Below are 25,945 nucleotides of genomic sequence, written 5' to 3' on the forward strand. Positions count from 1 at the left end.
TTGAGAACGACAAGGAACTGCCATGCCCATCAAAATCAGCCAGCATTTCGATTCCGGCGCCATCGACGTCGTGCAAGCCGAGCAAGCCAGCCAGATCGACCTGAACCTGCGCGCCGACTCGCACGCCGACATCCACCAGTGGTTCCACTTCCGCCTGCAGGGCGCGCGCGGGCAGGCCTGCACGATCCGCTTCCTGAACGCCGGCCAGGCGACCTATGCCGCCGGCTTCCAGGGCTACCAGGTCGCTGCCAGCTACGATACCGAAAACTGGTTCCGGGTGCCGACCACCTTCGACGGCCAGGTCATGACCGTGACCCACACGCCCGAACTCGACAGCGTGTACTACGCCTACTTCGAGCCGTACTCGTGGGAACGCCACCTGCGCCTGCTGGGCGAAGTGGCCGAAAACCCGATCGCGCGCGTGCACGATATCGGCACCACGGTCGACGGCCGCGACATGAACATGGTGGTGATCGGCAATCCCGCCGCCGCCAAGAAAATCTGGGTCATCGCACGCCAGCATCCGGGCGAGACCATGGCGGAATGGTTTGTCGAAGGCATGATGGACGCGCTGCTCGACAACGCCAATCCGATTTCGCGCAAGCTCCTGCAAAGCGCCGTTTTCTACATCGTTCCGAACATGAATCCGGACGGCTCGGTGCGCGGCAACCTGCGCACCAACGCCTCGGGCGCCAACCTGAACCGCGAGTGGATGACGCCCTCGCTCGAGCGCAGCCCGGAAGTGCTGTGCGTAAAGCAAAAGATCCACGAGGTCGGCTGCGATATGTTCTTCGACATCCATGGCGACGAAGCGCTGCCGTATAACTTTGTGGCCGGCAACGAAATGCTGAACGATTTCACCCCGGAACGCGCCGAGTTGCAAAAGACCTTCATCGAGAACTACATGGCGGCCAGCCCGGACTTCCAGAACGTGCATGGCTATGCGGCCAGCAAGTACAAGGAAGACATGCTGACCCTGGCGTCCAAGTACATCGGGCATACCTTCAAATGCCTGTCCCTGACCCTGGAAATGCCGTTCAAGGACAATGCCGACCTGCCCGATTCGTACACGGGCTGGAACGGCGCGCGCAGCAGCGAGCTGGGCAAGGCGATCCTGCAGCCGATCCTCAACGCATTGGGCTGACCGTGGGCGTCGAGATCGAGCGCAAGTTCCTGCTCGCCGGCGACGCCTGGCGCACGCTGGGCGAGCCGGTGCTGCTGCGCCAGGGCTATCTGTCGACCGATCCGGAGCGCACGGTGCGGGTGCGGATCGAGGGCGGGCAGGGCACCTTGACCATCAAGGGCCGCAGCGAGGGCGCCACGCGGGGGGAGTGGGAATATCCGCTCCCCTTGCTCGATGCGAACGAGTTGCTCGACCGCCTGTGCCAGCAGCCGCTGATCGAGAAGTACCGGCGCCGCATTACGTTCGCGGGCAATGTGTGGGAAGTCGATGAATTTCTCGGTGCGAATGCGGGCCTGATGTTTGCCGAGATCGAGTTGGCGTCGGAAGACCAGGCGTTCGACAAGCCGGACTGGATTGGCGAGGAGGTCACGCATGACAGGCGCTATTTCAATTCGAGCCTGATCCGGCTGCCGTATTCGCAGTGGTAACGGCGGTCTGGTCCTGATGCGGACGGTCGCCCCGGGCCGGGTCGAGCCGGTCCATGCACAGTTTGGCGGCCAGCGCGGAGAGCGTGCTGGCGATGCAGCCCCAGGCGATGTCCATCAGGGCAACGCTCAGCGGCCAGTCGCGCAAGGTGGCGAGGTTGGTCAGGTCGTAGGTGGCGTAGGCGAGCGTGCCGAACAGGCCGGCCGCCGCGAGCGTGGCGCGCAGGCTGCGGCGCGCACCGTGCGGCGCCAGGGCGAACACCATCAGCCCGACCGCGTAGAGCAGATAAAAGGCGATTGCCGGCCCGAAGCGGGGCTCGGCGGCCATCAGGTGGCCGATGCCGTCGTCGTAGAGGTCCCTGGCGATGAAACCGAGCCACAGCACGTCGAGCAGGACCATGCCGGCGATCAGGATGAGGTAGGGAAGCAGCAGTTTGCGCATGGTGTCTCGGTCGGATCGATGACTGCCGAGCATACGCGTTTCCGGTGTCCGGCGCCGCGCGCCAGGACGGCGCGCGGTCCTTATGTCGCCCAGTCCGCCGCCATCAAGCGGGCGCGGATGTCCGGCAGGCCATCTTGCTCGATGCGCGGTGACTGCGCGAGCAAGTCAGCCAGGGCGGCCGGAGTAAGATGGCTGGGAACGAGGGCGTGGGTCAGGCGACTGCCTTTGTAACAGACCAGCAGGGGAAGGCTGTCGGGAATGAAGTCGCCCAGGAACTCGGCGTGGTCTTCGAGGTCGAGCCAGAGCCACGTATGGTTGCTTCCGACGTGTTCCGCAACCAGAGTGTCGAAGACCGGCTTAAGCGCGCGGCAGGTTTCGCACCAGCCGGTCGCCCCGATGACCAATGTCAGATGCGCGGATGGAGCGTTCAGGCTCGTTGCGATAGCAGCTGCGTCTCTCCATGGGTCGAGTAAAATATTGTTCATGCGGATACCTTTTCGGCAATGAAACTGCGAATCCTCTCCATACTGATCCGCTGTTCCCGAGCGGTAGCGCGGACCGAAAATCGCACGACCGACTGGGTTTCATTCACCACCTGAGCTGCTAGTATTCGAACAGCTTGCGGCCCGGTTTCAAGCAGAGCGACAGCTCGCTCAAAGCTGAGTTCGCTTCCGAGTAATACGCGTTTTCCCTGGCCGGCATAACGTGCTTTCGCTATCTCATAGGCAGAAACTGCAGCGTGATCTGGTTTAGGTAATCCATTTTCAGCATCATGGGTTCCCTCGGTCACGCGTGCGCCAACCTCAGCTGCAGATGAACTGCTGTCCTCCAACACCCATCCAGATGCAGCCAAGTCGATACCGGTAAGAGCTTGCCACACCCAACCTGCGTAACGATCGACCGTGGGGTTAGTCATTTGCGCCACCACAAACGCCGTATTCCCAAGGTCGCCTTGACAGAGCGCAAACGTTAGAGCCGTTCGCGGCGATAACACTGAAAGCAGCTTGCCCGACGCTAGAGCGCCAGTGGGGCTTAGCCACGCCAGCTCTCTGGTCCATCGCTTTAGGCGTCGAGCCATTTGCATTCGGTTCCAGCCACTTGCTTCCGAGTAGGTAAGGTCAAGCGCAACAATGCATTCTCGCAATATTGGTAAAGATCTTTGCCTGTCGCCATGCTTGGACAATGCAATTGAAGCCTCGGCGCGCACGCACAGATCAGAATCCATTATTGCTTGCTGCAATAGCGTCGACAGGCCGTCATGACTTTCCCTCAGATGCATGCCGCTAGCTTCGCCTGTCTTTCGTGCTGCTTGAGATGGGTTATTGACATGCGTTTTGCCATCGCAAAAATTCGCAGCGAGGCGGCATGCCGCCGCTCGAACATACGGCGATGCAGAAGCAAAGTAGTTTTCGAGTGGACTGTCCAGTGCTGAAATTCCACGGTTCCCAATAAGATTAGCTGCGCGTAATGCGACTACTTGTGCAACTGCTCCCATGCGCATGCCCGACCAAAGCTTGATTATCGGAAGTACGGATTCTTGTGGCGCGCGCGTAAATGCGGAGACCACGCCGCGAATCAGATCTTCAGGACGCTGGGTAATGATCCGGAGAACCTGATCAAGTTCATCCGGGGCTTCATTCTGAATGGCGCAGTATGCTGCCGAAAACGCCTCGCCACCTTTTTTCCAACGCTCGAGCGCTTTGAAAGCAATTGGCCAACTGGCTTTTTTTGCTAAAAAAAGTCCATCCAGATGGGCATCCAGCAGGCGATTAAAATGCGATACCCGGTTGAAGTCAAAAGTGACCGAAGCTAAGGATTTTTCGAGTTGAGTCCAATAAAATGATGAATCGGAGGCGTGCCGCACAATCAGCGGAGTGATAATTGGAAATTCAAAAGTGGAGCTCATAAATCAAATCGGAACCATATTCATTTTACTCAAGGCGAAAAAAGCGAGGCTATTGCGGATGTCAATTTCATTCGTCGGGGGACGGAATCAGCGAGGTCCACGATTGCCCATCATACATTGTTGCGCCATATCTTCCGGCTAGCAGCAGAACCCCATCGCCCACCGCCAGATTCCCCGAGCACGACTTTATCTCCGGGGGCAAATCGTCTTGTAAGAATTTGCCATTGTCGATAAGCCATGTCCCGTAATCAGAAGTGCACCAGATTTTATTGTCGTACCAGACCATGTCTTTGAAAGGAATGGAGAGTTCGCCCTTGTGAATCTGGCTCCAGCTATTTTCCCTCCCGCGTAATACCGAACCATTTTGCATGCCAAGATAAACATAGCCATCGCCACCGCAGCATATATTGTGCAACACCATATTCGTTGGAAGGTTGCAACGATGCCATCGCTTCCCGTCATAACGCCAAAGATCGCTATGACCGCCACCACAGTAGATATCGTTTGCGGCAAACCCATCAATTGCATGAAAGCCATCGTCATTGCTGCCAAACTCATTTCTTTCCGGCACAGGGAGAGAAGTTCGGTCGACGATACTTTCCCATTGGTCTTTGCCCACTCGTCGACAGACTGCCCGCCACCCTCCGACCGCATAAACGAGACCGTCGATGGTCGCCAGCGCATGCATGGTCGTGTAGAGCGGAGAATCAGGCCTGCCATATGGTATGGGTTCTTCCCTGGCGTCTTCCCCTGCGCCGAGCACGCCAACGGCGCAATTTCGCGATACGATGATTGCTTGCCCTTTGGGCTTGCTGGACACGGCAAGTCTGACTCCGGCGAAACCGGTATATTTTGAAGCCCCGAGGTTTTTCCCGGCTGGCTTATCGATAAAGTAATTGATTAGCCTCTTGTTGCCCAAGTCGCTATCGGAAATGTGCTCCACAGCGACAAACGAAAATGCCGTTCTTGATCGAACAGCGCAATCATCAATAAGAAATCCAGCAAAAAATTTCACATATTCCTGATAGGTCATCATGCTTGCATTCCTTAGGGAAGTACTATCCGAAGGTCAAGGGCCCTGGTCGTCCGCCCATTTATCTTGCGCGCATGCTGCGCATGTACGTAGTACACCAATGCTTTGGACTGTCGGATGAAGGCATTGAAGACGCGATTTACGATAGCCAGGCCATTCGAGGCGAATGGATTGACCAGGAAGATCTTCGACACCATCAATGGTCATCTCGCCGAGAAAGATTTGATGATGCGCGAGGGGACCATCGTCGATGCCACACTGAACGCGGCGCCACCATCGACGAAGAACAAAGATGACGGGCGCGATCCGGAAATGCACCAGTCGAAGAAGGGTAACAATTGGCACTTCGGGATGAAAGCACACGCGGGCGTTGATGCCGCGTCGGGCCTCGTTCACACGCTCATCGGCACCGCCGGCAACGTCTCTGACGTCACGCAAGCCGGCGCGCTGTTGCACGATGACGAGTCCGCAGCGCTGGGCGATGCGGGCTAACAGGGCGTCGAGAAGCGTCCGGAAAATCACGGTAAATCGGTGACCTGGCATGTCGCGATGAAGCGCTCCAAACGCAAGGCGCTGCCAAAGAACAAGCTTGGTCGCATGCTAGAGAAACTGGAACATCTCAAAGCCAGTGTGCGCGCGAAAGTTGAGCATCCGTTCCATGTCATTAAGAACCTGTTCCGTCATCGGAAGACGCGCTATCGCGGCTTGGGCAAGAACACTGCTCAGCTGTTCACGCTGTTCGGCTTCGCCAACTTGGTGCTGGCATGCCGGCGATTTACGATCACTGAATCCCGATGTGCGTCCTTATCGCCGAATGGCCCAGAGAAATCGGATCATTCGCTGAAAACCGGCTGTCGAGGTACTCAAAAATCCTACCTTCGATTGCCGGGGAAGCTGTGCCGTCGAAAGATCCGCTCGCGCTGAAACATCCTCAATTGATCAGCGTTTCCCTAAAGTCCAGCGCAAGCCCGAGCCGTGTCACGATCATTCGCTCGACTCCGACCAAACCCTCGCCCCACGTAATTCCTACGACAAGCTCGTTGGAAAGGAAATAGGATTGACGCCGGTCTCCTTTCGCATTGTCGCGATCATCGAGTTCTGTTGTTCGATGATTACCTAATTTTCCACCAATCGAAGCGGGTCTTTCCTGTACGGGGTATAAACCAAACGGCAGTGCGCCTCGCCCGATGCTGTCGTCAGCCCAAGGTGGAGTAAACTCGGCACTAGTGAGTATCCAGCGGTCCGGGTCGGCGACGGTAACATGAGCTGCATGGGGATGTTTTAACGTTAAACTGAGCCCTGCCTTTGGGATCTCGATACAGTGATCGGTCAAGGGGGGAGGCGTCGGGGTTAACTCGTCTGGTGGCAAGGCAAAGTACTCCCCTACATTCTGTAGCCAGTCAAAAATATTAAAACGGCCTACGTGCACGCAAATATCATCCGCCAGTGTATTTTTTCTTGTCATTTTTTTCTTAGGTGGGGGGGTTGTCAGGATGATCGATTAGCTTCCAGGTTATGCCGTCAAAGCATGCAATCTCTTTCGGGCCGAAGGACCACAACATGTTATGTACTGCGTCGACTTGATACGTCCATAACTCCGACTTGAAGCCGGTGACCACTCTCTGAATACGTGCTCCATCGAAGTAAAAAAGGCCCTGATTGGATGTGGCAAGATATACCGAGTCACCAAATTTTGCTAGCGACCAAAAAATAAAGTTATCGTCGATTGAGCTCATGTTTTGGAAGCCCGTACGCGCGCTTCCTTTCAGTAGAGTTCCGTTGTTTCCACAAATCCATACCTCGTCCTTGCTGATGACGCGTACGCAATTCAGATGTTCATCAGTTGGCAAGGGCAACTGTTTCCAGGCATGTCCATCGAAGTGGTAAAGTTTACCGCTCAAACCGCAAGTGTACACATCAGTCTCACTGCTGCCATCAATGCTGCTTAAAATACCGAAGTCGAGTCCGAACGTGGTCCGTATCTGTAGCGGGGACGAAGTCAGCAATGTCCAGACGCCATCGTCACGGCGATACACTTGATCGTTCGCGCCGCACGCAAAAATTGCATTGCCAATTTCGCGTATGGCGCAAAGGTAACCGCGCGAGCCCAACCGAAGACCGGCCTCTGGTATTTTTTCTGAAATGATCGAACCATCTCCGTTCGAAAAAATCTCAAATTCACCTTCTTTAGATAGAGCACAAAGACGACGACCAACTGTTCCGGCAGGCTTTTTCACGCAGACGGAAACAATGTTGCTTTCAATATCGTGGTGATACCATTTGTTTCCGTCGAGCCTGCCCACATAAGCAAACATGCGGCTGAAGGCATACTCCTGCGGATCGAATTTATCACCGTACGAGGCAACATAGATGTAATCGGCTTCGACTGCGCAACCAGCAACGAAGGTAACCGAGTTTGGATAATTCCTGTTCATTCTTTCTCCTGTATTATTCAACACCTGCGCCACCTCTAGGTGTAGACGTACCCATCTTGGTTGCATCTAGGTTCTTCGCTGCCGCTACTCTTCCAGACGGTTCGGCACGCCACTTCGTATCCGCTTTCAAGCCATTCTGTTTATGGTATGTACGGAGCTGATCCTTAATGTCGTCAGGATCGCAGCCCTTTACTATTGCAGCTGCTGTTGCTCCCGCATCTTCTAATTGCCCCAGTGTCGTTGTGTATTTAGGATTACCCGCAAGGCCCAGTAATTTTTCTGCACTGTCAGTCAGTATGTGCATACGTCCATGCTCGGCCAGAATATTGTAGTGCTCTGCGTCTGACATACTCCCTTTTGTAATGTAGTTGCCAGCAGCATCATTATATTTTCCACTTCCGGTTACGCAGAGACATAGTCCGTCCGCATGAGATATCCCACCTGGGTAAAGTTGACCCTCTTTAGTCGGATGTTTAAAGCAATGGTCGGGAACAACATGGTGGGGTGTTTGCCCAGGCGGACAGTGCTCGCTAAATTTCCGCAGCCGACAATTTTCGTCACCGCGCCTTCTTCTCCTTACCCTCACGCCTCCACGCGGTGGCGCAGGCGCTAGCGCAGTGGGCGATGGTGACGCTGGCAGCGTATCCCTGGGTGCTTTCTCTAGGTTTACTTTATTTTTTCCAGTATCAACTTTGGCAACGGGTCCTGCGGGCCTAGCGTCTATTCTGGGCGGTGATACATCCGGCATCCGTCGTACCGGTCCGGTCGTTGTTTTACCTGGCAAAAATTTTAACAATCGGTCGATTTTTCTACCTGCAGTCCTTCGTACATAACCTTCGGCAATTATTTCAATATCGGGCAACGGGCCGCCTGTGGCGAATTCAGCGCCAATATCAAGCGCCGTAGCGAACATCTCAAGTGCGCCGGATGCGCTATTCAGGCTTCCTCCAACCCGTGCCATGCCTCCACCAACAGTCACAGCCGCTGCCCCAGGAACCGCGCCGACACCAGTTAAGACAGCAAGCCCACCCGTTCCTGCCGTCACAGCTCCTGTCACAAGCAGTTTGTCCCCAGCGTCGCCGAGTTCAGCTGCCGTTTTGTGAAGCGGTCCCGAAACATTTTCCTTGTACTCGTGGCTTGCTTCCTTTACTGCGTCCGCTGCCTTATCCCACAGGCTTTTCTCGGCCACTGTCTCTGGCTTGGAAGGCGGCGCGCTCGCCCCTTTCGCCGATTTCGGTGGCACTTCACTTGGCGCCGACGTCGTGCAATAAATGCCTGGATTGTTCCCGCCGTTCATTGTGCACGGATCGCCGTCGCGGACGACCGATCGCTTTCCGGCGCTAACGGTATTGGATGCTCTTGTCGGCTTAACTTCGCCTGCTACTGTGTTTGATTTAACCCCTTTTCCCACCCCAGGAGAGTCACCTTTTCCGCTAGGCTGAGTTGACTTATCGAGAACGTACGCAGGATCGCCGTTGAAATATACGGTTGGAACAACGCCCACACTGTTACTTAAATCCTGGAATGTGGGATATGGCAACGGTGGCAAGGAAGCTCCCACAGGAGTTTTATTTAACGAGGGCGCTGTAGATATTGCCCTAAATTTACTATTTTTGCGGGCGGCAATTGGATTAGCCATGCCAGAGCCTGTTCTCCGTTTTACGCCCCATCGCAGTAGTTGATGTATCTATGTTTTGCAAATGCATTTGTACGTTTCCGATCTGCTTCCGGATGTGATCGCGCTCATCAAAGGTATACATTCTCGTTTCAACCGCTCGTAACGGTTCGTCATCCAATTTTGCCACTACAAGTCGCCATATTATAGAAATTCGTTGATGGTCGGGATCAACGATAAGTGTATCGATTACCATAGGCTCGCGGAACATTTCACCACCCTCCAGTCGTAAAAGAAGATGACACTCATGTCTCGGTAGGCTCAACGATAACCTCGTATTTCCCTGCTCATCGACCCGCGCCGCAGGGGTATCAATTCCGCACATGTTCGTTAGCTCGACGATTTCATCCCCCTTGAGGAAGTCAATCTGCTGATCTGGTTCCGCCGCATTCCACACGGAAAAGTCGAAGTCGTCAGGTAGCCATGCGTCACCTCGCGCGAAGTCATCGTCAATCGTCCCTGCCAGAATTCTTCGTGCCGGGTGTGCTTTCGCGCGAACACCGAAGCCGGCCACAAGTGCACTCGACGTCTTGCTATTAAGTCTGCCGTCGAGTGCACGAGCAAAGTGGGACGCCCTCAAAGTGGATCTGCTTAGCGCTATCTGAGGCGCAGGAATTGACGAGAGCCGCATCGCGTTCACGTACCATTGCGTCGCGAACCCGCGCCCGGCAGTATTAGGCTCGTAGGCGTCAATCGCAATTGCCACCGATTGGTTTTCCTCCGCCGCACGCTGAGCGGAAACTTGCTGGGGCGGAAGCCTGTTTCTCCTAGCTACCCGTGCTGCGGCCTTCTGGTCCGCATTGATGCGACATTCACCGCCAAACGCGTATGTTTTATTGATGGGAACTGAGAGTACCGGTGCTGGTAAAGTCAGGCGCCATGTAGGTATTCGCAATAAACCAAACGAAAGTACCTTGACAGCGGTGGCCACTATCCGCAGAGGCCACACATGTTTGCGGAACGATCGCGGACCACTTATCGCAAGGTGCTTGTCTACAAGTAGTTTTCCAGGGGTGTCGCGTCGCGCCGCAATTTCCGAGTGCCAGTCGTCCAGCAAGGCTTGAGAAGGCCCGACGAATTGATTTATTCCATCAGGACGAGGTGGTAACGGAGCAGGTATGTCAGGCTCCTTTACCACCAGCCGCACCTTGAACCAACGCGTCGCTTTCCCTTGTGGGGCGTATGCGGTTGCATTGACGATGATGTCGCATCGCGGCTTGAACTGGCAATAATCCGACTCCTGCAATACGAAGCCACCATCTTCGCCAGACGCGACTTGGTCTTCTTCACAAAGGGGCAGTTGCTCATCGGCGTAAACCAGCGCGCCGTCGTTATCCCAGCTAAGGGTTTGCCGTAAGGCGACAACGTGAAATTCCTGGTTGTGTTGATCCACTCCGGCGAACTTTTGCGCGGGAAAAGGGGTGTGATTGATGAATTCCATGCATCGTCCGGTTAGTTAATATCGACATCCTTGCCGGATATCTGTACCGGTCCGCTTGATTCGAAATTGAATTTCGTTCCATTGATGATTACCGTGCCATCCGCCTTCATCTGGAGGCTTGCTTGCCCAACCGAAATTTGCAGTTCCTCGCCAGCGGTGATCGATATTTTCTTTCCCACATCTGTATTTTGATTGATGCCGACAACAGTGGCCATCACCATCCCTACGTTGAGGCTGTATCCCAACCCAACGTTCTCCATTCGTCCCAGGCCAACGTTCTGCATGTATGCCATGCCGATAGTCTCTGTCTTCATCTTGGCGACATTGATCGACCAGTTCTTTCCGATCGTATCCTTCTCGTGCTTAACCACCTTCTTTTTACGATTTCCGCCAATATCGATGGTTTCGTTCTTCCCCACATCCTCCGTACGGTTATCCCCGATGCTGATCTTCTCATCGTGATCTACGCGCTCGGTGCGATTGTTATGAATTGTGATCGTCTCGTTGTTATCAACGGTTTCGGTCCGGTCGTGATGCACCGTAATCGTCTCGTCGCGATCCACCGTCTCGGTGCGGTCGCGCTTGACGTGGTTGGTTTCGTCGCGGTCGATCGTCTTGCGGCGATCGTTGCCGACCCATTTGTCCTCATCGTGCTCGACTTCGGTCAGCTGGTCCTTCTCCGCGTGCAACCACAGCTGTTCCTGGCCTTTTTTGTCCTCGAAGCGGATGGCATTCGCATTGTCGTAGCTGCCGCCAGGCGTCGAGCGCGACAGGATGCCGCTTTGCGTCTTGTTATCCGGCAGCGTCCACGGCGGCATGGTGTCGGTATTTGGTACCATGCCGGTAATGATCGGCCGGTCCGGATTACCATCCAGGAACTGAACGATCACTTCCGTGCCGATCCGCGGAATCGACGTCATACCGAAATTCGCACCTGCCCATGGGGTTGCCACACGAATCCACGCCGAACTTTTCTCGTCGCTGGTGCCGACGCGGTCCCAGTGGAACTGCACGCGCACCCGACCGTATTTGTCTGTATGAATTTCCTCGCCCGCCGGCCCGACCACTGTTGCCGTCTGGATGCCGTGAATCTTGGTCTCGACGCTGTTCAGTGCGCGCGGTGCACGCCACGGGATAATCTTGCGGATCGCCGTCAGTGTGTTTTCGTAGCGCGACGGTTCGGTCACCTTGACGTGATAGTTATTGGTCGCGTGGTGGGTGACTTCGACAATCAAAAACTCGCGAGCTTGCGCATCGTCGCCGCGTGGATCGGCATCGAAGTGACCGGTCAGGCGGAACCAGCGACCGGGCATCACGAAGCGGTTATTCCCCGCACCGTCAAACTGCTTGCCGCCCGCTTCGACCGATTCCATCAGGCGTTGCGCCACCTCGCGCGCGTCGCCGCTATCCTTGAAGCCGAAGGCGCCCGAATATTCGTACGACTCGATATTGAGAACGGCGCCTTGCTGCTGCACCGTCGGCAGGGATGTTTGCGCCGGTCTCCCGGTCTTAAAGTCGTATGACGCTAGCGACACCGTTCCTTGCGTGATTTGGCGTCCTGGCGACCATTCGCCGATGCCGTCTTCTTCATTGGCGCCGCCGTGGCGCTGGAACGGCATGTCAGGACGGCCGTCAATCGGCTCGGCCGCGCTGGAGTCGTCCGACAGCATTAGTTTGTGGCCGGCTTCGGTATGCTCGAACCAATAGAAGATGCCGGCCTTCGACCAGCGCCGTTCCAGGTAGTTGCTGTCGCTCTCGTCGAACTGGCAGGCATCGGTCATCACGCCGCTGGCGCCCTGCACCCGCCAGTCCCATGCGGACAGGCTACCGTAGTCGCCGAAAATGCTCGACGTCTGCTGGTACAAGGTCGTGTTGTGGAACAGGTAGTTATCCTTGCGCATGCTCAGGTACTTGTACCACGGTCCCAGTTTTGCCTCGTAGTACGACACGCCGCCGTCCACCGTTTTCAGCCCGAAGCTGAACACGTGTCCGGTGAAGTAGCGCATCGTGCCGTCGCCGCGCACGAGCTGGACGCACATCATCTTGCCTTGCAACTCTTTGAGCGCCACATTGGGATCGTTGGACAACAATTCGACCGTGAATTCGAACGGACGGGACAGCGCTTCATACGCGTCCAGCCGGTTCACCAGCAGTTGCGACGAGGGACCGTCGCTGTTCGGGAAGAACAAGCGCAGAATGCGATCGTGCTGGCGATCGCTGATGAGGTCCTGCAGGCTGAATGACGATTCGCTCATGCGATTTTCCTGTTCAATCAATGTCAGTCAATTCGGGAGAATTGAAGCGGCTGGTTCGGTAACTCGACTGCCGAAACGAGGGGCTGGAGCCTTGAAGCTGGGGTGGAACGAGAGCGCTAGAGAGGGAACTTCCGGTCTTTGATTGCGCTCACGCCTTCTGTACAAATTAACAATATTTTACCACCATTTGTCATGCATGGTCGCAATTTTTGTTACTTTAGGTAGTGCGCCAACAACATGCGAAATAGACAGATCGGGGGTGACCTTGTCCGAAATAGGGGACGCCCACATGGGGAAGTGAGGATGTTGATCCTGTCAGCCAGGGTGGTGGGAACAAGAAACAGGCTCCCCATGCACGAGACGCCTTCCTGACTCAGCGGCGCGGCGCCGCACTGACCGGCTAGAAACAATGCTTTTAAAAAGCAATTGCTGTTATTTTAGCAAAATTTTGTCATTTTGACCTTACATGTTCGGAATTCTTGGGCAGGGCCGAAACTGCGTCGGACGTGGCTTTCACGATCATGTCGAGCTGGAACTGTTCAAGGCCTTGGGGTTCAGGTAGGCAAGCTCGTCAACGCACTTCGATCGCGTTGCCGAGTCAGATAGCCGCCGTGGCAGCGCGCGCTTGGTTGCATGGCCGGTAGCCGATGCCATCGTCGGACGGCCTTGAAGGGGGAGTTGATGCCAGCGTGGGCAGGGCGCCCACGCCGTCCTACGGATCACGCGACCTGCATGCCTACCACTTGAATACCCTGGCCAGGGCCAGCCACCAGGTGATGAAAGTATCGATAAATCCGCTCAGGACCGGCACCACCTGGATCATCATATCGTCCATGCTTGTTCTCCACAGTACGTTGGCGCGGCCCGGGCGGGCCACCAAGCGAGTGTAGTGAGTTGGTATTTCGACATCTTGTGCGCGCCCAATAACGCGGTGGGCGTAAAAAAACCCGGGCAAGCCCGGGTCGTCCGCGCAGCGCGTGCAGGTCAGTGGAAGTGCTCGTTGCCCGCAGGCGCGTCTTCCGGCATCTCGGCGTGCACCAGTTCACCCGTCGGATCGGCGAACAGCGGCGCGTCGCAGTCGTCGCAATACTCGGTCACAAAGCGCTCGTTGTGACGCTTCACGTGCGTGACGCCCGCTTCGTTCAGGTGACCGACGATCTCGTCGAGCGGCGCTTTCGGTTCGATGGCGCCGCTCAGCCCGGCCGCCGACAGGCCTTCGACCGGCGTGCCGTCTTCATCTTCCTGTCCGTACAGCGGCCACACGATGCCGTAAATCACGTCGGCGGTCTGGCGCATGGTGAAGCCCACGCGGTATTCGTCGATCTGGCCCTCGGCCGATTCGTCGCCGAAGCCGGCAATGACCGCGCGCAGGTCCGACGCTTCCACGCCCAGGGTATGGGTCAGGTAGTGCACGGCGGCGCGCACCGACACCGGCCGGATCAGCTTGTCCGCCTCGCGGCAAGCCACGTAGTACGCTTCCGGCAGCAGCAGTTCGGTGCCGCAGCCCGGCAGCAGGCGCGCGATGGTCGGACCGGCCTGGGCGCGCCACTGTTCCAGCGCGTTCGCGCGCTCGACCATGAAGGTGGACTGGAACTGCGTTTCCTGCCAGCGGAACAGCGGCGCGCCCAGCGGCGCCACGATGGCCACCATCAGGTAGCGCGTGTCGGCCAGGAAGGGCGCGGTCTCGGCCGGCTTGGCCAGCGGCTTGACGGCCGTGCCCTTGTGCGCGGCCTGGGCCAGCTTGTGCGTGGCCGCATAGGTCTCGGCATGGGTGCGCGGCAGCTGGTCGATCGAGAACAGGGTCGGCGCCATGGCCATCTGCACGCCATCGGCCAGCAGGTGCGCCGAAAAATGGGCGGACAGGGTCTGCAGCAGGTCGGCCGGAATGGTGCCGGACGCGATCGAAAAACGCGTCCATGCAAGAATCGGGGCCGCCACCAGCAAGGCCTGGTAGGACTTGTCGACGCCATCGTGCTGCTCGACCATGGTCGACGATTCGCTGACCGCTTCCACGCCCTCCATCAGGGTATCGTAGGCGTTCAGGTCTTCCTTGAACAGCACGTTGAGGGTGGTGTCGACGGTATCCTGGTGGCCGCTCTTGAGCAGGCGCTGGAGGTGGGTGTCGAGCTGGCGTTCCCAGGCCCGTTCTTCGATGCGGCTGGCCGCCTGGACGATGGCCTGGCTGATGCTGACCAGGCGCTGGCTCTCGGCCGACAACTTATGGGAGGAATCTTTGGTTGGACGACGCATGGGGATAAGAGTCTTTGTAAGTGAATGAACGGATCAATAATGTCGGAACAATGATAAACCCTTATCAGCCGTATTGTAGTCCATTCGTCCGCCCACCATGAACCCGGCGCAAGAAGAGTGAAGAAAACGTGAGAAAGAGCGGGGCTGGCGCAGGCCTGCCCGCTGTGGCGCGGACGAAAAAACGCCGGGCAGGCCGGCGTTTTCTGCGAACCCTGCGCTGGCGCAGGGCATCGTCGCGCGCTTACTCGGCCAGCAGCTGGCGCAGCACGAACGGCAGGATCCCGCCATGCTTGTAGTAGTCGACTTCGATCGGGGTGTCGATACGCAGCAGCACTTTGACTTCCTGCACGTCGCCGTTGGCGCGCGTGATGACCAGGGTCGCCAGTTGCTGCGGCTTGATCTCGCCTTCCAGGCCCTTCAGGTCGAAGGTTTCGTTGCCGGTGATGTTGAGGGTCTGCACGCTGTCGTCGCCGATGAATTGCAGCGGCAGCACGCCCATGCCCACCAGGTTCGAGCGGTGGATGCGTTCGAAGGAACGGGTGATGACCGCTTTCACGCCCAGCAGCTGGGTGCCCTTGGCGGCCCAGTCGCGCGACGAGCCGGTACCGTACTCTTCGCCGCCGAACACCATGGTCGGCACGCCGTCGGCCACATACTTCATGGCGGCGTCGTAGATCGACATCTGTTCGCCGCTCGGCTGGTGGATCGTGATGCCGCCTTCGACCGCGGAACCGTCGGCCTTGGCCGGGATCATGCGGTTTTTGATGCGCACGTTGGCGAAGGTGCCGCGCATCATGATCTCGTGATTGCCGCGGCGCGAGCCGTAGGAGTTGAAGTCGGCCTTCATCACGCCGTTGGCCAGCAGCCATTTGCCGGCAGGGCCGCTTTCCTGGATCGAACCGGCCGGGGAAATGTGGTCGGTGGTGATCGAGTCGCCGAACACGCCCAGGGCGCGCGCGCCGGTGATGCCGGTCGCAGCCGCTTTCGGGGTCATCTCGAAGCCGTCGAAGAACGGCGGCTCGGCGATGTAGGTCGACTTCGGCCAGTCGTAGACCTGGCCGGTGGTGGTGGTCACGTCTTCCCACAGCTTGCCCGGTGCGCCCTTGACGTCGGCGTAGTTGGCCTTGAAGACCTTGGAGTTCATCGCGAACTTCATCAGCTTGCCGATTTCCTTCGAGGTCGGCCAGATGTCGCCCAGGTAGACGTCCTTGCCGTTGGTGCCCTTGCCGACCGGTTCGGTCATCAGGTCGCGCGTCATGTTGCCGGCGATGGCATAGGCCACGACCAGCGGCGGCGAAGCCAGGAAGTTGGAACGGATGTTCGGGTGGATCCGCGCTTCGAAGTTACGGTTGCCCGACAACACGGCCGAGGCCACGATGTCGTTTTCGGCGATGGCCGCGTTCAGTTCCGGGGTCAGGTCGCCGGCATTGCCGATGCAGGTGGTGCAGCCGTAGGCGGTCACGCCGAAGCCGAGCTGCTCCAGGTAGGGCAGCAGGCCGGCGGCGGTCAGGTACTCGGTGACGACGCGCGAGCCGGGAGCCAGCGAGGTCTTGATGTGCGGCGCGACGCTCAAGCCGGCTTCCACGGCCTTCTTGGCCAGCAGGCCGGCGGCCAGCAGCACGCTCGGGTTCGAGGTGTTGGTGCAGGAGGTGATCGCCGCGATCAGCACGTCGCCGTTCTTGACGTGCACGCCGTTGCTGGTTTCGTAGTGATTGGTCAGGTCCGAGGCTTTTTTGTTGAAGCCGTTTTCGGTGGTCGGCTTCGAGAACAGTTCGATGAAGTTGTTCTTGACGTTGCCGATTTCGATACGGTCCTGCGGACGCTTCGGACCGGCCAGCGACGGGGTCACGGTGGCCAGGTCGAGCGACACCACGCGGGTGTAGTCGATCTCGCCTTCCTGCGGCACGCCGTACAGGTTCTGGGCCTTGAAGTAGTTCTTGAAGGCGGTGATTTCTTCGCTGGTGCGGCCGGTGCCTTCGAAGTATTCGATGGTGGCGTCGTCGACCGGGAAGAAGCCCATCGTCGCGCCGTATTCGGGCGCCATGTTGGCGATGGTGGCGCGGTCGGTCAGCGACAGCGTTTCGGTGCCGGCGCCGAAGAATTCGACGAACTTGCCGACGACTTTTTCCTTGCGCAGCATTTCGGTGATGGTCAGCACCAGGTCGGTCGCGGTGCAGCCTTCGCGCAGCGCGCCGGTCAGGTTCACGCCGATCACGTCCGGGGTCAGGAAGTAGACCGGCTGGCCCAGCATGCCCGCTTCGGCTTCGATGCCGCCCACGCCCCAGCCGACCACGCCGATGCCGTTGATCATGGTGGTGTGCGAGTCGGTGCCGACCAGGGTGTCAGGGTAGAACACGTCGCCTGCCTTGTGCACGCCGCGCGCCAGGTATTCCAGGTTGACCTGGTGGACGATGCCGAAGCCCGGCGGCACCACGCCGAAGGTGTCGAAGGCTTGCATGCCCCACTTCATGAACTGGTAGCGCTCGTTGTTGCGCGAGAATTCCAGCTTCATGTTCAGGTCGAGCGCGCCTTTTTCGCGGTAGTGGTCGATGGTGACCGAGTGATCGACCACCAGGTCGACCGGTACCAGCGGCTCGATGTTTTTCGGGTTCATGCCCATCTTGTTGGCGACGTTGCGCATCGCGGCCAGGTCGGCCAGCAGAGGCACGCCGGTGAAGTCTTGCAGCACGACGCGGGCGACGACGAAGGGAATCTCGTCGGTACGGTCGCCGTTCGGCGCCCAGTTCGCCAGCTGCTTGACGTGTTCTTCCGTGACCTTCTTGCCGTCGCAGTTACGCAGCACGGATTCGAGGACCAGGCGGATCGACACCGGCAGGCGCGAGACGTTCACACCAAGGCTTTTCTCCAGCGCCGGCAGCGAGTAGAACTTGCCTTTCTGGCCGGCCGACAGTTTGAAATCCTTGAGCGTGTTCAGAGTGTTGCGGGACATGACCTCTCCTTCAGTGGGGTAGTGGCAAGGGGTATCGATCAGCCTACTTCGCGGCTGCTCGATACCCCCTATGCTTTTTTGGATTAATTTATTTTGCTGCAGGGGCGTCAAGCGCCGCCGGCGCCGCCACTGGCGGCACCGCTGGTACTGCAAGTTCGCCCGAGGCCGGGGCCGCTGCCGGCATCGGCGGGGCGATCGGCTTCTCGACGACCGGCTTCATCTGCTCGGCGTTCTTGCATTCGTTGGCCAGCTGGCGGTTCAGGCGCGAATCGAGCAGCATGCCCTTGGCCGGAATACCGATCCAGACCAGGCCGAAGGTCGGGTTTTCGAAGCGCTTGGCGCCCGTGGTCGTGCCCACGCGGGTCAGGCGGTGCAGGCGCTTCTTCCAGCGCAGCGCGATGTGGCCGTCGTCCTTGTCGTTGTGGTAGGTCGTGACCTTGTTGCCCAGCTCGCAGTCGAAGTCGGTGGTGGTGGTGTCGCTGATGTCCGGTTCCGGCTCGTTGGCCGCCACGTCGACCGCTTTCGGGTGCGCGCGCGCCTTGGATTTGGCGGCCGGCTTGGCCTTGGCCGCCTTGGCTGCCGGTTTCGGTTCGGCCGCGTTGGCCGCCGGGGCGGCGCACAGGGCGGCCGCCGCCATCGCCAGGGAGCAGGCGAGCAGGGTGTTCTTGATCAGGGTGGGCATCGGGACTTCCGTTCAGGTGGCTGGTTGAGGGTCGTTGACGAGGGCGGCGGCGGCGTCCGGCAGGGCCAGGCCGGCCAGTTTCGCGCGCTGCAGCACGGTCCAATAATAGCGATAGCTGGCGCGGTCGTGCAAGCGCCCGTTCTGCGAAATCGGGCCCCAGCTGGCGTTCTTGCCTTCGGTGAGGATGTTGGTCGCTTCGTTCACTTCCGACAGGCGCGGGGTGAAGGCCTTGAGGATCGGCTTGATCTGGTCGGGGTGGATGCTCCACATGCGCGTAAAGCCGAATTCGGCGGCGGCGCGCTGGGCATCGTTGGCGACCACGGCGCTGTCCTTGATGTCGGTGGTGACGTTGTGCGAGGGCACCTTGCCGTGCGCGTGGCAGGCGGCCGCCATCTCCAGCTTGGCGCGCACCACCAGCGGGTGCGTGAACTGGCCCGGCGTGCGCATGGCCGCGCCGGGAATGGCGCCGTAGTGCGAGGACACAAAATCCATGATGCCGAACGACAGGCACTCGACCTGCGGCTGGGCGGCGATGGCGTCGGCTTCGCGCAGGGCGCCGTGGGTCTCGACCAGCACGTGCACCGGCATCGGCGTGACGCGTCCGGCCCTGGCGGCGTGCAGGTTGATGGCCTCGATGGCGCGCGCCACGTCGGCCGCGCCGTTGGCCTTGGGCAGCACCACGTAGGCCAGGCGCTGGGCCGCGCCGCCCACGATGACGGCCAGGTCGCCGTCGAAGAAGGGGCTGTCGACGTCGTGCACGCGCACGCCGATGCGGTTGTGGCGGTTGCCGTCGCCACCCAGCAGGCGCACGATCATCTGGGCGTGCTCGGGCTCGGCGCCGGCGGTGGCGCCGTCCTCGCAGTCGAACGTGATGTCGAACAGGGGGCCAAGCTCTTGTTGCAGGGCCATCGACTTGAGCATCAGCTTTTCGGAGCCTGCATAGTGGTCGCAGGCGGGGAGCAGCAAAGGCTGGCGTTTGCCCTGGAATAAAACCTCGGAGGGATGCATGTTCATTTTCTCAGGTACAGCAGCGCTCGTGCCGCTCGGGGCGGCACGGCGCGTGCGGCGAATCGGTGGCTTTACGGAATCCACGAATCCGGCCGCGTTGAAACTCAGGCCAGCAGGTGGGCAACGCCTTCACGCTCTTCGGTCAGTTCCTTGAGCGTGAGGTTGATGCGTTCCTGCGAGAACTCGTCGATCGGCAAACCTTGCACGATCGTGTATTCGCCATTCTCGGTCGTGACCGGGAAGCCGAACATGGTGCCTTCAGGGATGCCGTACGAACCGTCCGACGGAATGCCCATCGTGGTCCACTTGCCGTTGGTGCCGAGGTACCAGTCGTGCATGTGGTCGATGGCGGCGTTGGCGGCCGAGGCAGCCGAAGACAGGCCGCGCGCTTCGATGATCGCCGCGCCGCGCTTGCCGACGGTCGGCAGGAAGGTGTCGCGGTTCCAGGCGTCGTCGTTGATGGCGTCCTTGACCGACGCGCCGTCGATCTGGGCGAAACGGTAGTCGGCGTACATGGTCGGCGAGTGGTTGCCCCACACGCACAGTTTTTCGATCGAGGCGACCGGTTTGCCGGTCTTGGAGGCGATCTGCGACAGGGCGCGGTTGTGGTCCAGGCGCAGCATGGCGGTGAAGTTCTTGGCCGGCAGCGACGGCGCCGATTTCATGGCGATGTAGGCGTTGGTGTTGGCTGGATTGCCGACCACCAGCACCTTGACGTTGCGCGAGGCGACGGCGTCGAGCGCCTTGCCCTGCACCGTGAAGATCTGGGCGTTGGCTTCGAGCAGGTCTTTACGCTCCATGCCAGGGCCGCGCGGACGGGCGCCGACCAGCAGGGCGAAATCGGCATCCTTGAATGCGGTCATCGGGTCGGCGTGGGCGGTCATGCCGGCCAGCAGCGGGAAGGCGCAATCGTCGATTTCCATCATGACGCCCTTGAGCGCTTTCTGGGCTTTTTCGTCGGCGATTTCCAGCAATTGCAGGATGACGGGCTGGTCTTTGCCGAGCATGTCACCGTTCGCGATGCGGAACAGCAGGGAATAGCCGATCTGGCCGGCAGCGCCGGTGACAGCAACGCGCAGTGGGGTTTTAGCCATGATGAATCTCCAAAGTGGGAAAGAAAACGGTCGAAGCAACGGTCGAAGCTGGGTCTACGCTTGTCCGGGAAAACCGTCATGATACCAAAATCGGATACCGACCTCGGACACCACAACCGGAACCTCCCGCCCCCGTCGAAAAAAACCCGGGGCGATACGCGCGTATGCCGGATCGAACGCGAGTGTAGGCGTGCGTCGGCAATCTGTCAATTCGTATCATATATCTTATATAAGACACCTTATATAAAACAGCTGCCAGCGGCGATTGGACTGGACTGGCAAGCCCGTTTGTGGTGAAATCCCGGTCTATGAATCCCCTCCCGACCCCTCCGATCTTGCATGGTACAACGGCCAGCGGGACCGGCGCTCCCGCCAGCACCGCGGGCAGTTCGCCGACCTTCAGCCCCCTCTACCAGCAGATCAAGGCCCTGATCACCCAGGGCTTGCAGGCCGGCGAGTGGAAGCCCGGCGAAATGATCCCCAGCGAAGTCGAGCTGGCCGGCCGCTTCAAGGTCAGCCAGGGCACGGTGCGCAAGGCGATCGATGAGCTGGCCGCCGAAAACCTGGTCCTGCGGCGCCAGGGCAAGGGCACCTTTGTCGCCACCCACCACGAAGCGCGCGCCCACTTCCGCTTCTTGCGGCTGATGCCCGACGAAGGCGTGCCGCATCATCCCGACAACAAGATCATCGAAGTCAAGCGCATGCGCGCGCCGGCCGAAGTGGCGCGCCTGCTGGATCTGAAATCGGGCGACTCCGTAGTGTATATCAAGCGCGTGATGTCGTTCGACGGCACGCCCACAATTCTTGAAGAAATGTGGCTTCCCGGCCTCCTGTTCAAGGGACTGACCGCGGAACGCCTGGTCGAGTACAAGGGTCCAATGTATGGCCTGTTCGAATCGGAGTTCGGCACCCGCATGATCCGCGCCAGCGAAAAGATCCGCGCGCTCGGGGCCGACGCCGGCGCCGCCAGCTTCCTCGGGGTGGAAGAGGGCACGCCGCTGCTGTGCGCCGAGCGGGTCTCGTTTACCTACGGCGACAAGGCGGTCGAGCTGCGCCGCGGGCTGTACCTGACCGCGCATCACCATTACCAGAACGATTTGTCATAGTCGCCGGAATGACTTGTCGTAGTTTCAAGACGAGTGTTGCCGAACCGCGATTGACCCTCGGTTTACCGGCGTGCACTGCGACGGTGCGGTGCACAAAATGCCCGTTCCGTTTAAAATGCATTGATCATAAGAAAGTAGCAGGCGTCGTCCCATATTGTTGCTGAACGTGCTAAACCCAAGAGGAAAATTGGTGCATTTGGGCAAAATGGGCGAAAATTGCGGGTTAATTACAATTTAGTTAGTCAAAGGGGAGGTACTGCCATGTCCGAAGCCGTGAAGGAAGTTCCAAAAAAAGAACGGCCCGAGATCCGTAACATCCATGTTACCGATTTGATGAATTACAACATGACGCCCGGCGCGTACGTGTCGATCCTGCACCGCGTCAGCGGCGCCGCGATCTTCCTGATGCTGCCGTTCCTGCTTTACCTGTTCCAGCACAGCGTGCAGTCGGAAATGTCGTTCGACTACTTCAAGGGCATCCTCGCGCATCCCCTGGCCAAGCTGGTCCTGCTGGGCCTGATCTGGGCGTATATGCACCACTTTTGCGCGGGCTTCCGTCACCTGTTCATGGATCTGCACATGGGTATCGAGAAGGGTTCCTCGCGCCAGAGCGCTGTCAGCGTGCTCGTTGTCAGCCTGATCCTGACCGCACTGGCTGGTCTTAAACTGTTTGGAGTGTTTTGATGGCAAAGAATAATGTCGGACGTAACCGCCTCGTCGTCGGCGCCCACTACGGCCTGAAGGACTGGATGGCCCAGCGCCTCACCGCCGTCGTGATGGCGGTGTACACCTTCACCCTGCTGATCTCCTTCCTGACCGGCAATAACTTCAGCTACGAAGGCTGGTCCCACCTGTTCTCGCAACAGTGGTTCAAGCTGTTTTCCCTGGTGACCTTCGCCGGCCTGTACTACCACGCCTGGGTCGGCATGCGCGACATCTGGATGGACTACATCAAGCCGGTCGGCGTGCGCCTGACCCTGCAAGCGCTCACCATCCTGTGGCTGATCGGCTGCGCAGCCTGGACCGTACAAATTCTCTGGAGCGTTTAATCGTGGCAGCAATCAAAAAAGCACTTCCCACCCGTCGTTTCGACGCGGTCATCGTTGGCGCCGGCGGTTCCGGCATGCGCGCTTCCCTGCAACTGGCTGAAGCCGGCCTGAACGTGGCTGTCCTGTCGAAAGTCTTCCCGACCCGCTCGCACACGGTGGCGGCCCAGGGCGGCATCGGCGCCTCGCTCGGCAATATGTCGGAAGACGACTGGTACTGGCATATGTTCGACACCGTCAAGGGTGGCGACTACCTGGGCGACCAGGATGCGATCGAATTCATGTGCCGCGAAGCACCGAAGGTCGTGTACGAACTGGAACACTTCGGCATGCCCTTCGACCGCAATCCGGACGGCACGATTTACCAGCGTCCGTTCGGCGGCCACACCGCCAACTTCGGCGAAAAGCCGGTCCAGCGCGCCTGCGCGGCGGCCGACCGTACCGGCCACGCCCTGCTGCACACCCTGTACCAGCGCAATGTGCGCGCGCGCACCCACTTCTTCGTCGAATGGATGGCGATCGACATCATCCGTGATGCCGACGGCGATTGCGTCGGCGTCGTCGCGCTCGAAATGGAAACGGGCGAATGCATGATCCTGGAAGCGAAGACCACCATCTTCGCCACCGGCGGGGCAGGGCGCATCTTCGCCGCCTCGACCAACGCCTTCATCAACACCGGCGACGGCATGGGCATGGCGGCACGCGCCGGCCTGCCGCTGCAGGACATGGAATTCTGGCAGTTCCACCCGACCGGCGTGTCCGGCGCGGGCGTGCTGATCACCGAAGGCGTGCGCGGCGAAGGCGGCATCCTGATCAACAGCAATGGCGAACGCTTCATGGAGCGCTATGCGCCGACCCTGAAAGACCTGGCGCCGCGCGACTTCGTGTCGCGTTCGATGGACCAGGAAATCAAGGAAGGCCGCGGCTGCGGTCCGAACAAGGACCACGTGCTGCTCGACCTGCGCCACATCGGCGCCGACACCATCGCCAAGCGCCTGCCGTCGATTCTCGAAATCGGCCACAAGTTCGCCAACGTCGACGCCACCAAGGAACCGATCCCGGTCGTGCCGACGATTCACTACCAGATGGGCGGCATTCCGACCAACATCCACGGCCAGGTGGTCGCGCCGAAAGACGGCAACCCGGTCGCGGTGGTGGGCGGCCTGTACGCGATCGGCGAATGCGCCTGCGTCTCGGTGCACGGCGCCAACCGCCTCGGCACCAACTCGCTGCTCGACCTGATCGTGTTCGGGCGCGCGGCCGGCAACCACGTGGTCGCCTCCAACCTGAAGCAAAAGGAAAACAAGCCTTTGCCGAAGGATGCCGCCGACTTCGCGCTGGACCGCATGAACCGCCTGGAAACCTCGACCGGCAGCGAAAAAGTGCAGGGCGTGGCCAACGATATCCGCGCCACCATGCAGAAATACTGCGGCGTGTTCCGCACCGACGAGCTGCTCAACCAGGGCTACAAGGAAATCATGGTCCTCGACGAGCGCCGCAAGCATGTCTCGTTCAAGGACAAGTCGATGGTGTTCAACACCGCGCGCGTCGAAGCGCTGGAACTGGACAACCTGATTGAAACGGCCAAGGCCACCATCACATCGGCAGTGGCACGCAAGGAATCGCGCGGCGCGCACGCGCACAGCGACTTCCCGAACCGCGACGACGAGAACTGGATGAAGCACACCTTGTTCTATTCGGAAGGAAACCGCCTCGAATACAAGCCTGTGATCACCAAGCCGCTGACGGTCGATACCTTCAAGCCGAAACCACGTACTTTCTAAGGTCAGAACATGACACGCACCGTAAAACTGAAAATCTACCGCTACGATCCCGACCAGGATGCCAAGCCGTACATGCAAGACGTGACAGTCGAGCTGCAGGACACCGACAAGATGCTGCTCGACGCCCTGCAGCGCATCAAGTCCGACGTCGACGATTCGCTGGCGCTGCGCCGCTCCTGCCGCGAAGGCGTGTGCGGTTCGGACGCGATGAACATCAACGGCAAGAACGGCCTGGCCTGCACCACCAACCTGAACGAGCTGACCCAGCCGATCGTGCTGCGTCCGCTGGCCGGCCTGCCCGTGATCCGCGACCTGATCGTCGACATGACGCAATTTTTCAAGCAGTACGATTCGATCAAGCCTTACCTGGTCAACGACTCGATCCCGCCTGAAAAAGAGCGCCTGCAGACCCCGACCGAGCGCGAAGAGCTCGACGGCCTGTACGAGTGCATCCTGTGCGCCTGCTGCTCGACCTCGTGCCCGTCGTTCTGGTGGAATCCGGACAAGTTCGTCGGTCCCGCCGGCCTGCTGCAAGCCTACCGCTTCATCGCCGACAGCCGCGACGAAGCCACCGGCGCGCGCCTGGACAACCTGGAAGACCCGTACCGCCTGTTCCGCTGCCATTCGATCATGAACTGCGTCGACGTCTGCCCGAAAGGCTTGAACCCGAACAAGGCGATCGGCAAGATCAAGGAATTGATGGTTCGCCGCGCAGTGTAAGTGTAAGGCGGCACGGCGGGACAGCAGGGCGGGCGCGGCGCGGGCATGTTTTCCGGCGTCGCGCCCGCTTGCCATTCGGCAGGCTTTTGCATGCCTTCCGGTATGGTGACTGCGTGTTAGCAATACAGTAAAAGTACCGTACTGCCGAAATCCGGCAGGCGGAGTATAGTGTTGACCCAACGACGGACTCTAGAGTGAATACGCACCAATCCGACCCGGCCAACCGCTCGCGACTGCGCTGGCGCAGCCGCCGGGGTTTGCTCGAAAACGACCTGATCCTTACGCGCTTCCTCGATGCGCATGAAGACGGGTTGACCGATGACGAAGTCGACGCGCTGTCGCGGTTGCTCGATCTGGCGGACAATCCGCTGATGGACCTGATCCTGGCGCGCAAAGAGCCCGAAGGTGAAGTCGACTTGCCGCATGTACGCGCCTTGCTGGTGCGCCTGAGGCAAGCCTGAACGTGGGGCCAGGCCGAAGGGGGCCTTGCCGCGTTCGGGGTTTCCCGAA

At 59.2% G+C, this 25,945-nt stretch carries 22 protein-coding genes and 1 pseudogene; 9 read left to right on the forward strand and 14 right to left on the reverse strand.

The annotated features are described in order from the left end of the window. Positions 1 to 22: 22 nt before the first annotated feature. Together EJB06_RS11845 and EJB06_RS11850 are read left to right on the forward strand one after the other, a co-directional pair. Positions 23 to 1,144 carry a M14 family metallopeptidase gene (locus EJB06_RS11845; RefSeq protein ID WP_126074221.1) on the forward strand — a complete coding sequence of 374 codons (1,122 nt, stop codon included), beginning with the start codon at positions 23 to 25 and terminating at the stop codon, positions 1,142 to 1,144. 2 nt (positions 1,145 to 1,146) lie between these two features. Further along, a complete protein-coding gene (locus EJB06_RS11850) occupies positions 1,147 to 1,611 on the forward strand; it encodes a CYTH domain-containing protein (protein WP_126074222.1) in 465 nt (154 codons plus the stop codon). Here the strand turns inward: EJB06_RS11850 and EJB06_RS11855 are convergent. From EJB06_RS11855 to EJB06_RS32500, 4 genes are all read right to left on the reverse strand, one after another. Next, positions 1,571 to 2,050, reverse strand: coding sequence for a DUF2177 family protein (locus tag EJB06_RS11855; protein ID WP_126074223.1), 480 nt, complete (start codon positions 2,048 to 2,050; stop codon positions 1,571 to 1,573). The genes EJB06_RS11850 and EJB06_RS11855 overlap by 41 nt on opposite strands. An 80-nt stretch (positions 2,051 to 2,130) precedes the next feature. After that, positions 2,131 to 2,535, reverse strand: a complete 405-nt coding sequence (locus tag EJB06_RS11860; protein WP_126074224.1) for a thioredoxin family protein — start codon at positions 2,533 to 2,535, stop codon at positions 2,131 to 2,133. Further along, complete coding sequence (locus EJB06_RS11865; protein WP_126074225.1) at positions 2,532 to 3,956, reverse strand: hypothetical protein; 1,425 nt, start codon at positions 3,954 to 3,956, stop codon at positions 2,532 to 2,534. The genes EJB06_RS11860 and EJB06_RS11865 overlap by 4 nt, the downstream gene beginning before the upstream one ends. A 67-nt stretch (positions 3,957 to 4,023) precedes the next feature. After that, positions 4,024 to 4,992 carry a hypothetical protein gene (locus tag EJB06_RS32500; RefSeq protein WP_126074226.1) on the reverse strand — a complete coding sequence of 323 codons (969 nt, stop codon included), beginning with the start codon at positions 4,990 to 4,992 and terminating at the stop codon, positions 4,024 to 4,026. Here EJB06_RS32500 and EJB06_RS11875 point away from each other — a divergent pair. Next, a pseudogene (locus tag EJB06_RS11875) lies at positions 4,953 to 5,760 on the forward strand (IS5 family transposase); the annotation flags it as partial. The gene EJB06_RS32500 and the pseudogene EJB06_RS11875 overlap by 40 nt on opposite strands. A 160-nt stretch (positions 5,761 to 5,920) precedes the next feature. On the opposite strand, the gene EJB06_RS11880 reads toward EJB06_RS11875, so the two are convergent. The 10 genes from EJB06_RS11880 to EJB06_RS11925 form a co-directional block, all read right to left on the reverse strand. Beyond that, complete coding sequence (locus EJB06_RS11880) at positions 5,921 to 6,454, reverse strand: hypothetical protein (RefSeq protein ID WP_126074227.1); 534 nt, start codon at positions 6,452 to 6,454, stop codon at positions 5,921 to 5,923. A 7-nt stretch (positions 6,455 to 6,461) separates the two neighbouring features. Further along, on the reverse strand, positions 6,462 to 7,424 hold the full coding sequence (locus tag EJB06_RS11885; protein WP_126074228.1) for a beta propeller repeat protein: 963 nt from the start codon (positions 7,422 to 7,424) through the stop codon (positions 6,462 to 6,464). A 13-nt stretch (positions 7,425 to 7,437) separates the two neighbouring features. Next, a complete protein-coding gene (locus tag EJB06_RS11890) occupies positions 7,438 to 9,063 on the reverse strand; it encodes a DUF4150 domain-containing protein (protein ID WP_126074229.1) in 1,626 nt (541 codons plus the stop codon). Then, entirely contained in the window at positions 9,056 to 10,540 is a 1,485-nt protein-coding gene (locus tag EJB06_RS11895) for a DUF2169 family type VI secretion system accessory protein (RefSeq protein ID WP_126074230.1), read from the reverse strand. Before EJB06_RS11895 ends, EJB06_RS11890 begins: the two co-directional genes overlap by 8 nt. Positions 10,541 to 10,551: 11 nt before the next feature. Then, the gene (locus EJB06_RS11900; protein ID WP_126074231.1) at positions 10,552 to 12,795 is read right to left on the reverse strand and encodes a type VI secretion system Vgr family protein; all 2,244 of its coding nucleotides are present in this window, start codon (positions 12,793 to 12,795) and stop codon (positions 10,552 to 10,554) included. Between the two features lie 984 nt (positions 12,796 to 13,779). Further along, entirely contained in the window at positions 13,780 to 15,045 is a 1,266-nt protein-coding gene (locus EJB06_RS11905; protein WP_126074232.1) for a DUF2863 family protein, read from the reverse strand. A gap of 241 nt (positions 15,046 to 15,286) precedes the next feature. Next, entirely contained in the window at positions 15,287 to 17,995 is a 2,709-nt protein-coding gene (acnA, locus tag EJB06_RS11910) for an aconitate hydratase AcnA (protein WP_126074233.1), read from the reverse strand. Between the two features lie 88 nt (positions 17,996 to 18,083). Then, a complete protein-coding gene (locus tag EJB06_RS11915; RefSeq protein ID WP_229427036.1) occupies positions 18,084 to 18,677 on the reverse strand; it encodes a hypothetical protein in 594 nt (197 codons plus the stop codon). A 12-nt stretch (positions 18,678 to 18,689) separates the two neighbouring features. Then, positions 18,690 to 19,685, reverse strand: a complete 996-nt coding sequence (locus tag EJB06_RS11920) for an HpcH/HpaI aldolase/citrate lyase family protein (RefSeq protein WP_126074234.1) — start codon at positions 19,683 to 19,685, stop codon at positions 18,690 to 18,692. Positions 19,686 to 19,789: 104 nt separating this feature from the next. Beyond that, positions 19,790 to 20,779: a malate dehydrogenase gene (locus EJB06_RS11925; protein WP_126074235.1), complete on the reverse strand. Its 990-nt coding sequence runs from the start codon at positions 20,777 to 20,779 to the stop codon at positions 19,790 to 19,792. Between the two features lie 308 nt (positions 20,780 to 21,087). Between EJB06_RS11925 and EJB06_RS11930 the strand changes: the two genes are divergently transcribed. From EJB06_RS11930 to EJB06_RS11955, 6 genes are all read left to right on the forward strand, one after another. Further along, complete coding sequence (locus EJB06_RS11930; RefSeq protein WP_126074236.1) at positions 21,088 to 21,885, forward strand: GntR family transcriptional regulator; 798 nt, start codon at positions 21,088 to 21,090, stop codon at positions 21,883 to 21,885. Positions 21,886 to 22,146: 261 nt separating this feature from the next. Beyond that, positions 22,147 to 22,569: a succinate dehydrogenase, cytochrome b556 subunit gene (gene sdhC, locus EJB06_RS11935; RefSeq protein WP_126074237.1), complete on the forward strand. Its 423-nt coding sequence runs from the start codon at positions 22,147 to 22,149 to the stop codon at positions 22,567 to 22,569. Continuing rightward, the gene (sdhD, locus tag EJB06_RS11940) at positions 22,569 to 22,934 is read left to right on the forward strand and encodes a succinate dehydrogenase, hydrophobic membrane anchor protein (RefSeq protein WP_126074238.1); all 366 of its coding nucleotides are present in this window, start codon (positions 22,569 to 22,571) and stop codon (positions 22,932 to 22,934) included. Before sdhC ends, sdhD begins: the two co-directional genes overlap by 1 nt. Before the next feature lie 2 nt (positions 22,935 to 22,936). Next, on the forward strand, positions 22,937 to 24,715 hold the full coding sequence (sdhA, locus tag EJB06_RS11945; protein ID WP_126074239.1) for a succinate dehydrogenase flavoprotein subunit: 1,779 nt from the start codon (positions 22,937 to 22,939) through the stop codon (positions 24,713 to 24,715). A 9-nt stretch (positions 24,716 to 24,724) separates the two neighbouring features. Beyond that, on the forward strand, positions 24,725 to 25,435 hold the full coding sequence (locus EJB06_RS11950; RefSeq protein ID WP_126074240.1) for a succinate dehydrogenase iron-sulfur subunit: 711 nt from the start codon (positions 24,725 to 24,727) through the stop codon (positions 25,433 to 25,435). A gap of 194 nt (positions 25,436 to 25,629) precedes the next feature. Continuing rightward, positions 25,630 to 25,896: an FAD assembly factor SdhE gene (locus tag EJB06_RS11955; protein ID WP_126074241.1), complete on the forward strand. Its 267-nt coding sequence runs from the start codon at positions 25,630 to 25,632 to the stop codon at positions 25,894 to 25,896. Positions 25,897 to 25,945: the final 49 nt, after the last annotated feature.

Origin of the sequence: Massilia atriviolacea (genome assembly GCF_003953935.1) — a bacterium.
Classification (GTDB): Bacteria; Pseudomonadota; Gammaproteobacteria; order Burkholderiales; family Burkholderiaceae_D; genus Telluria_A; species Telluria_A atriviolacea.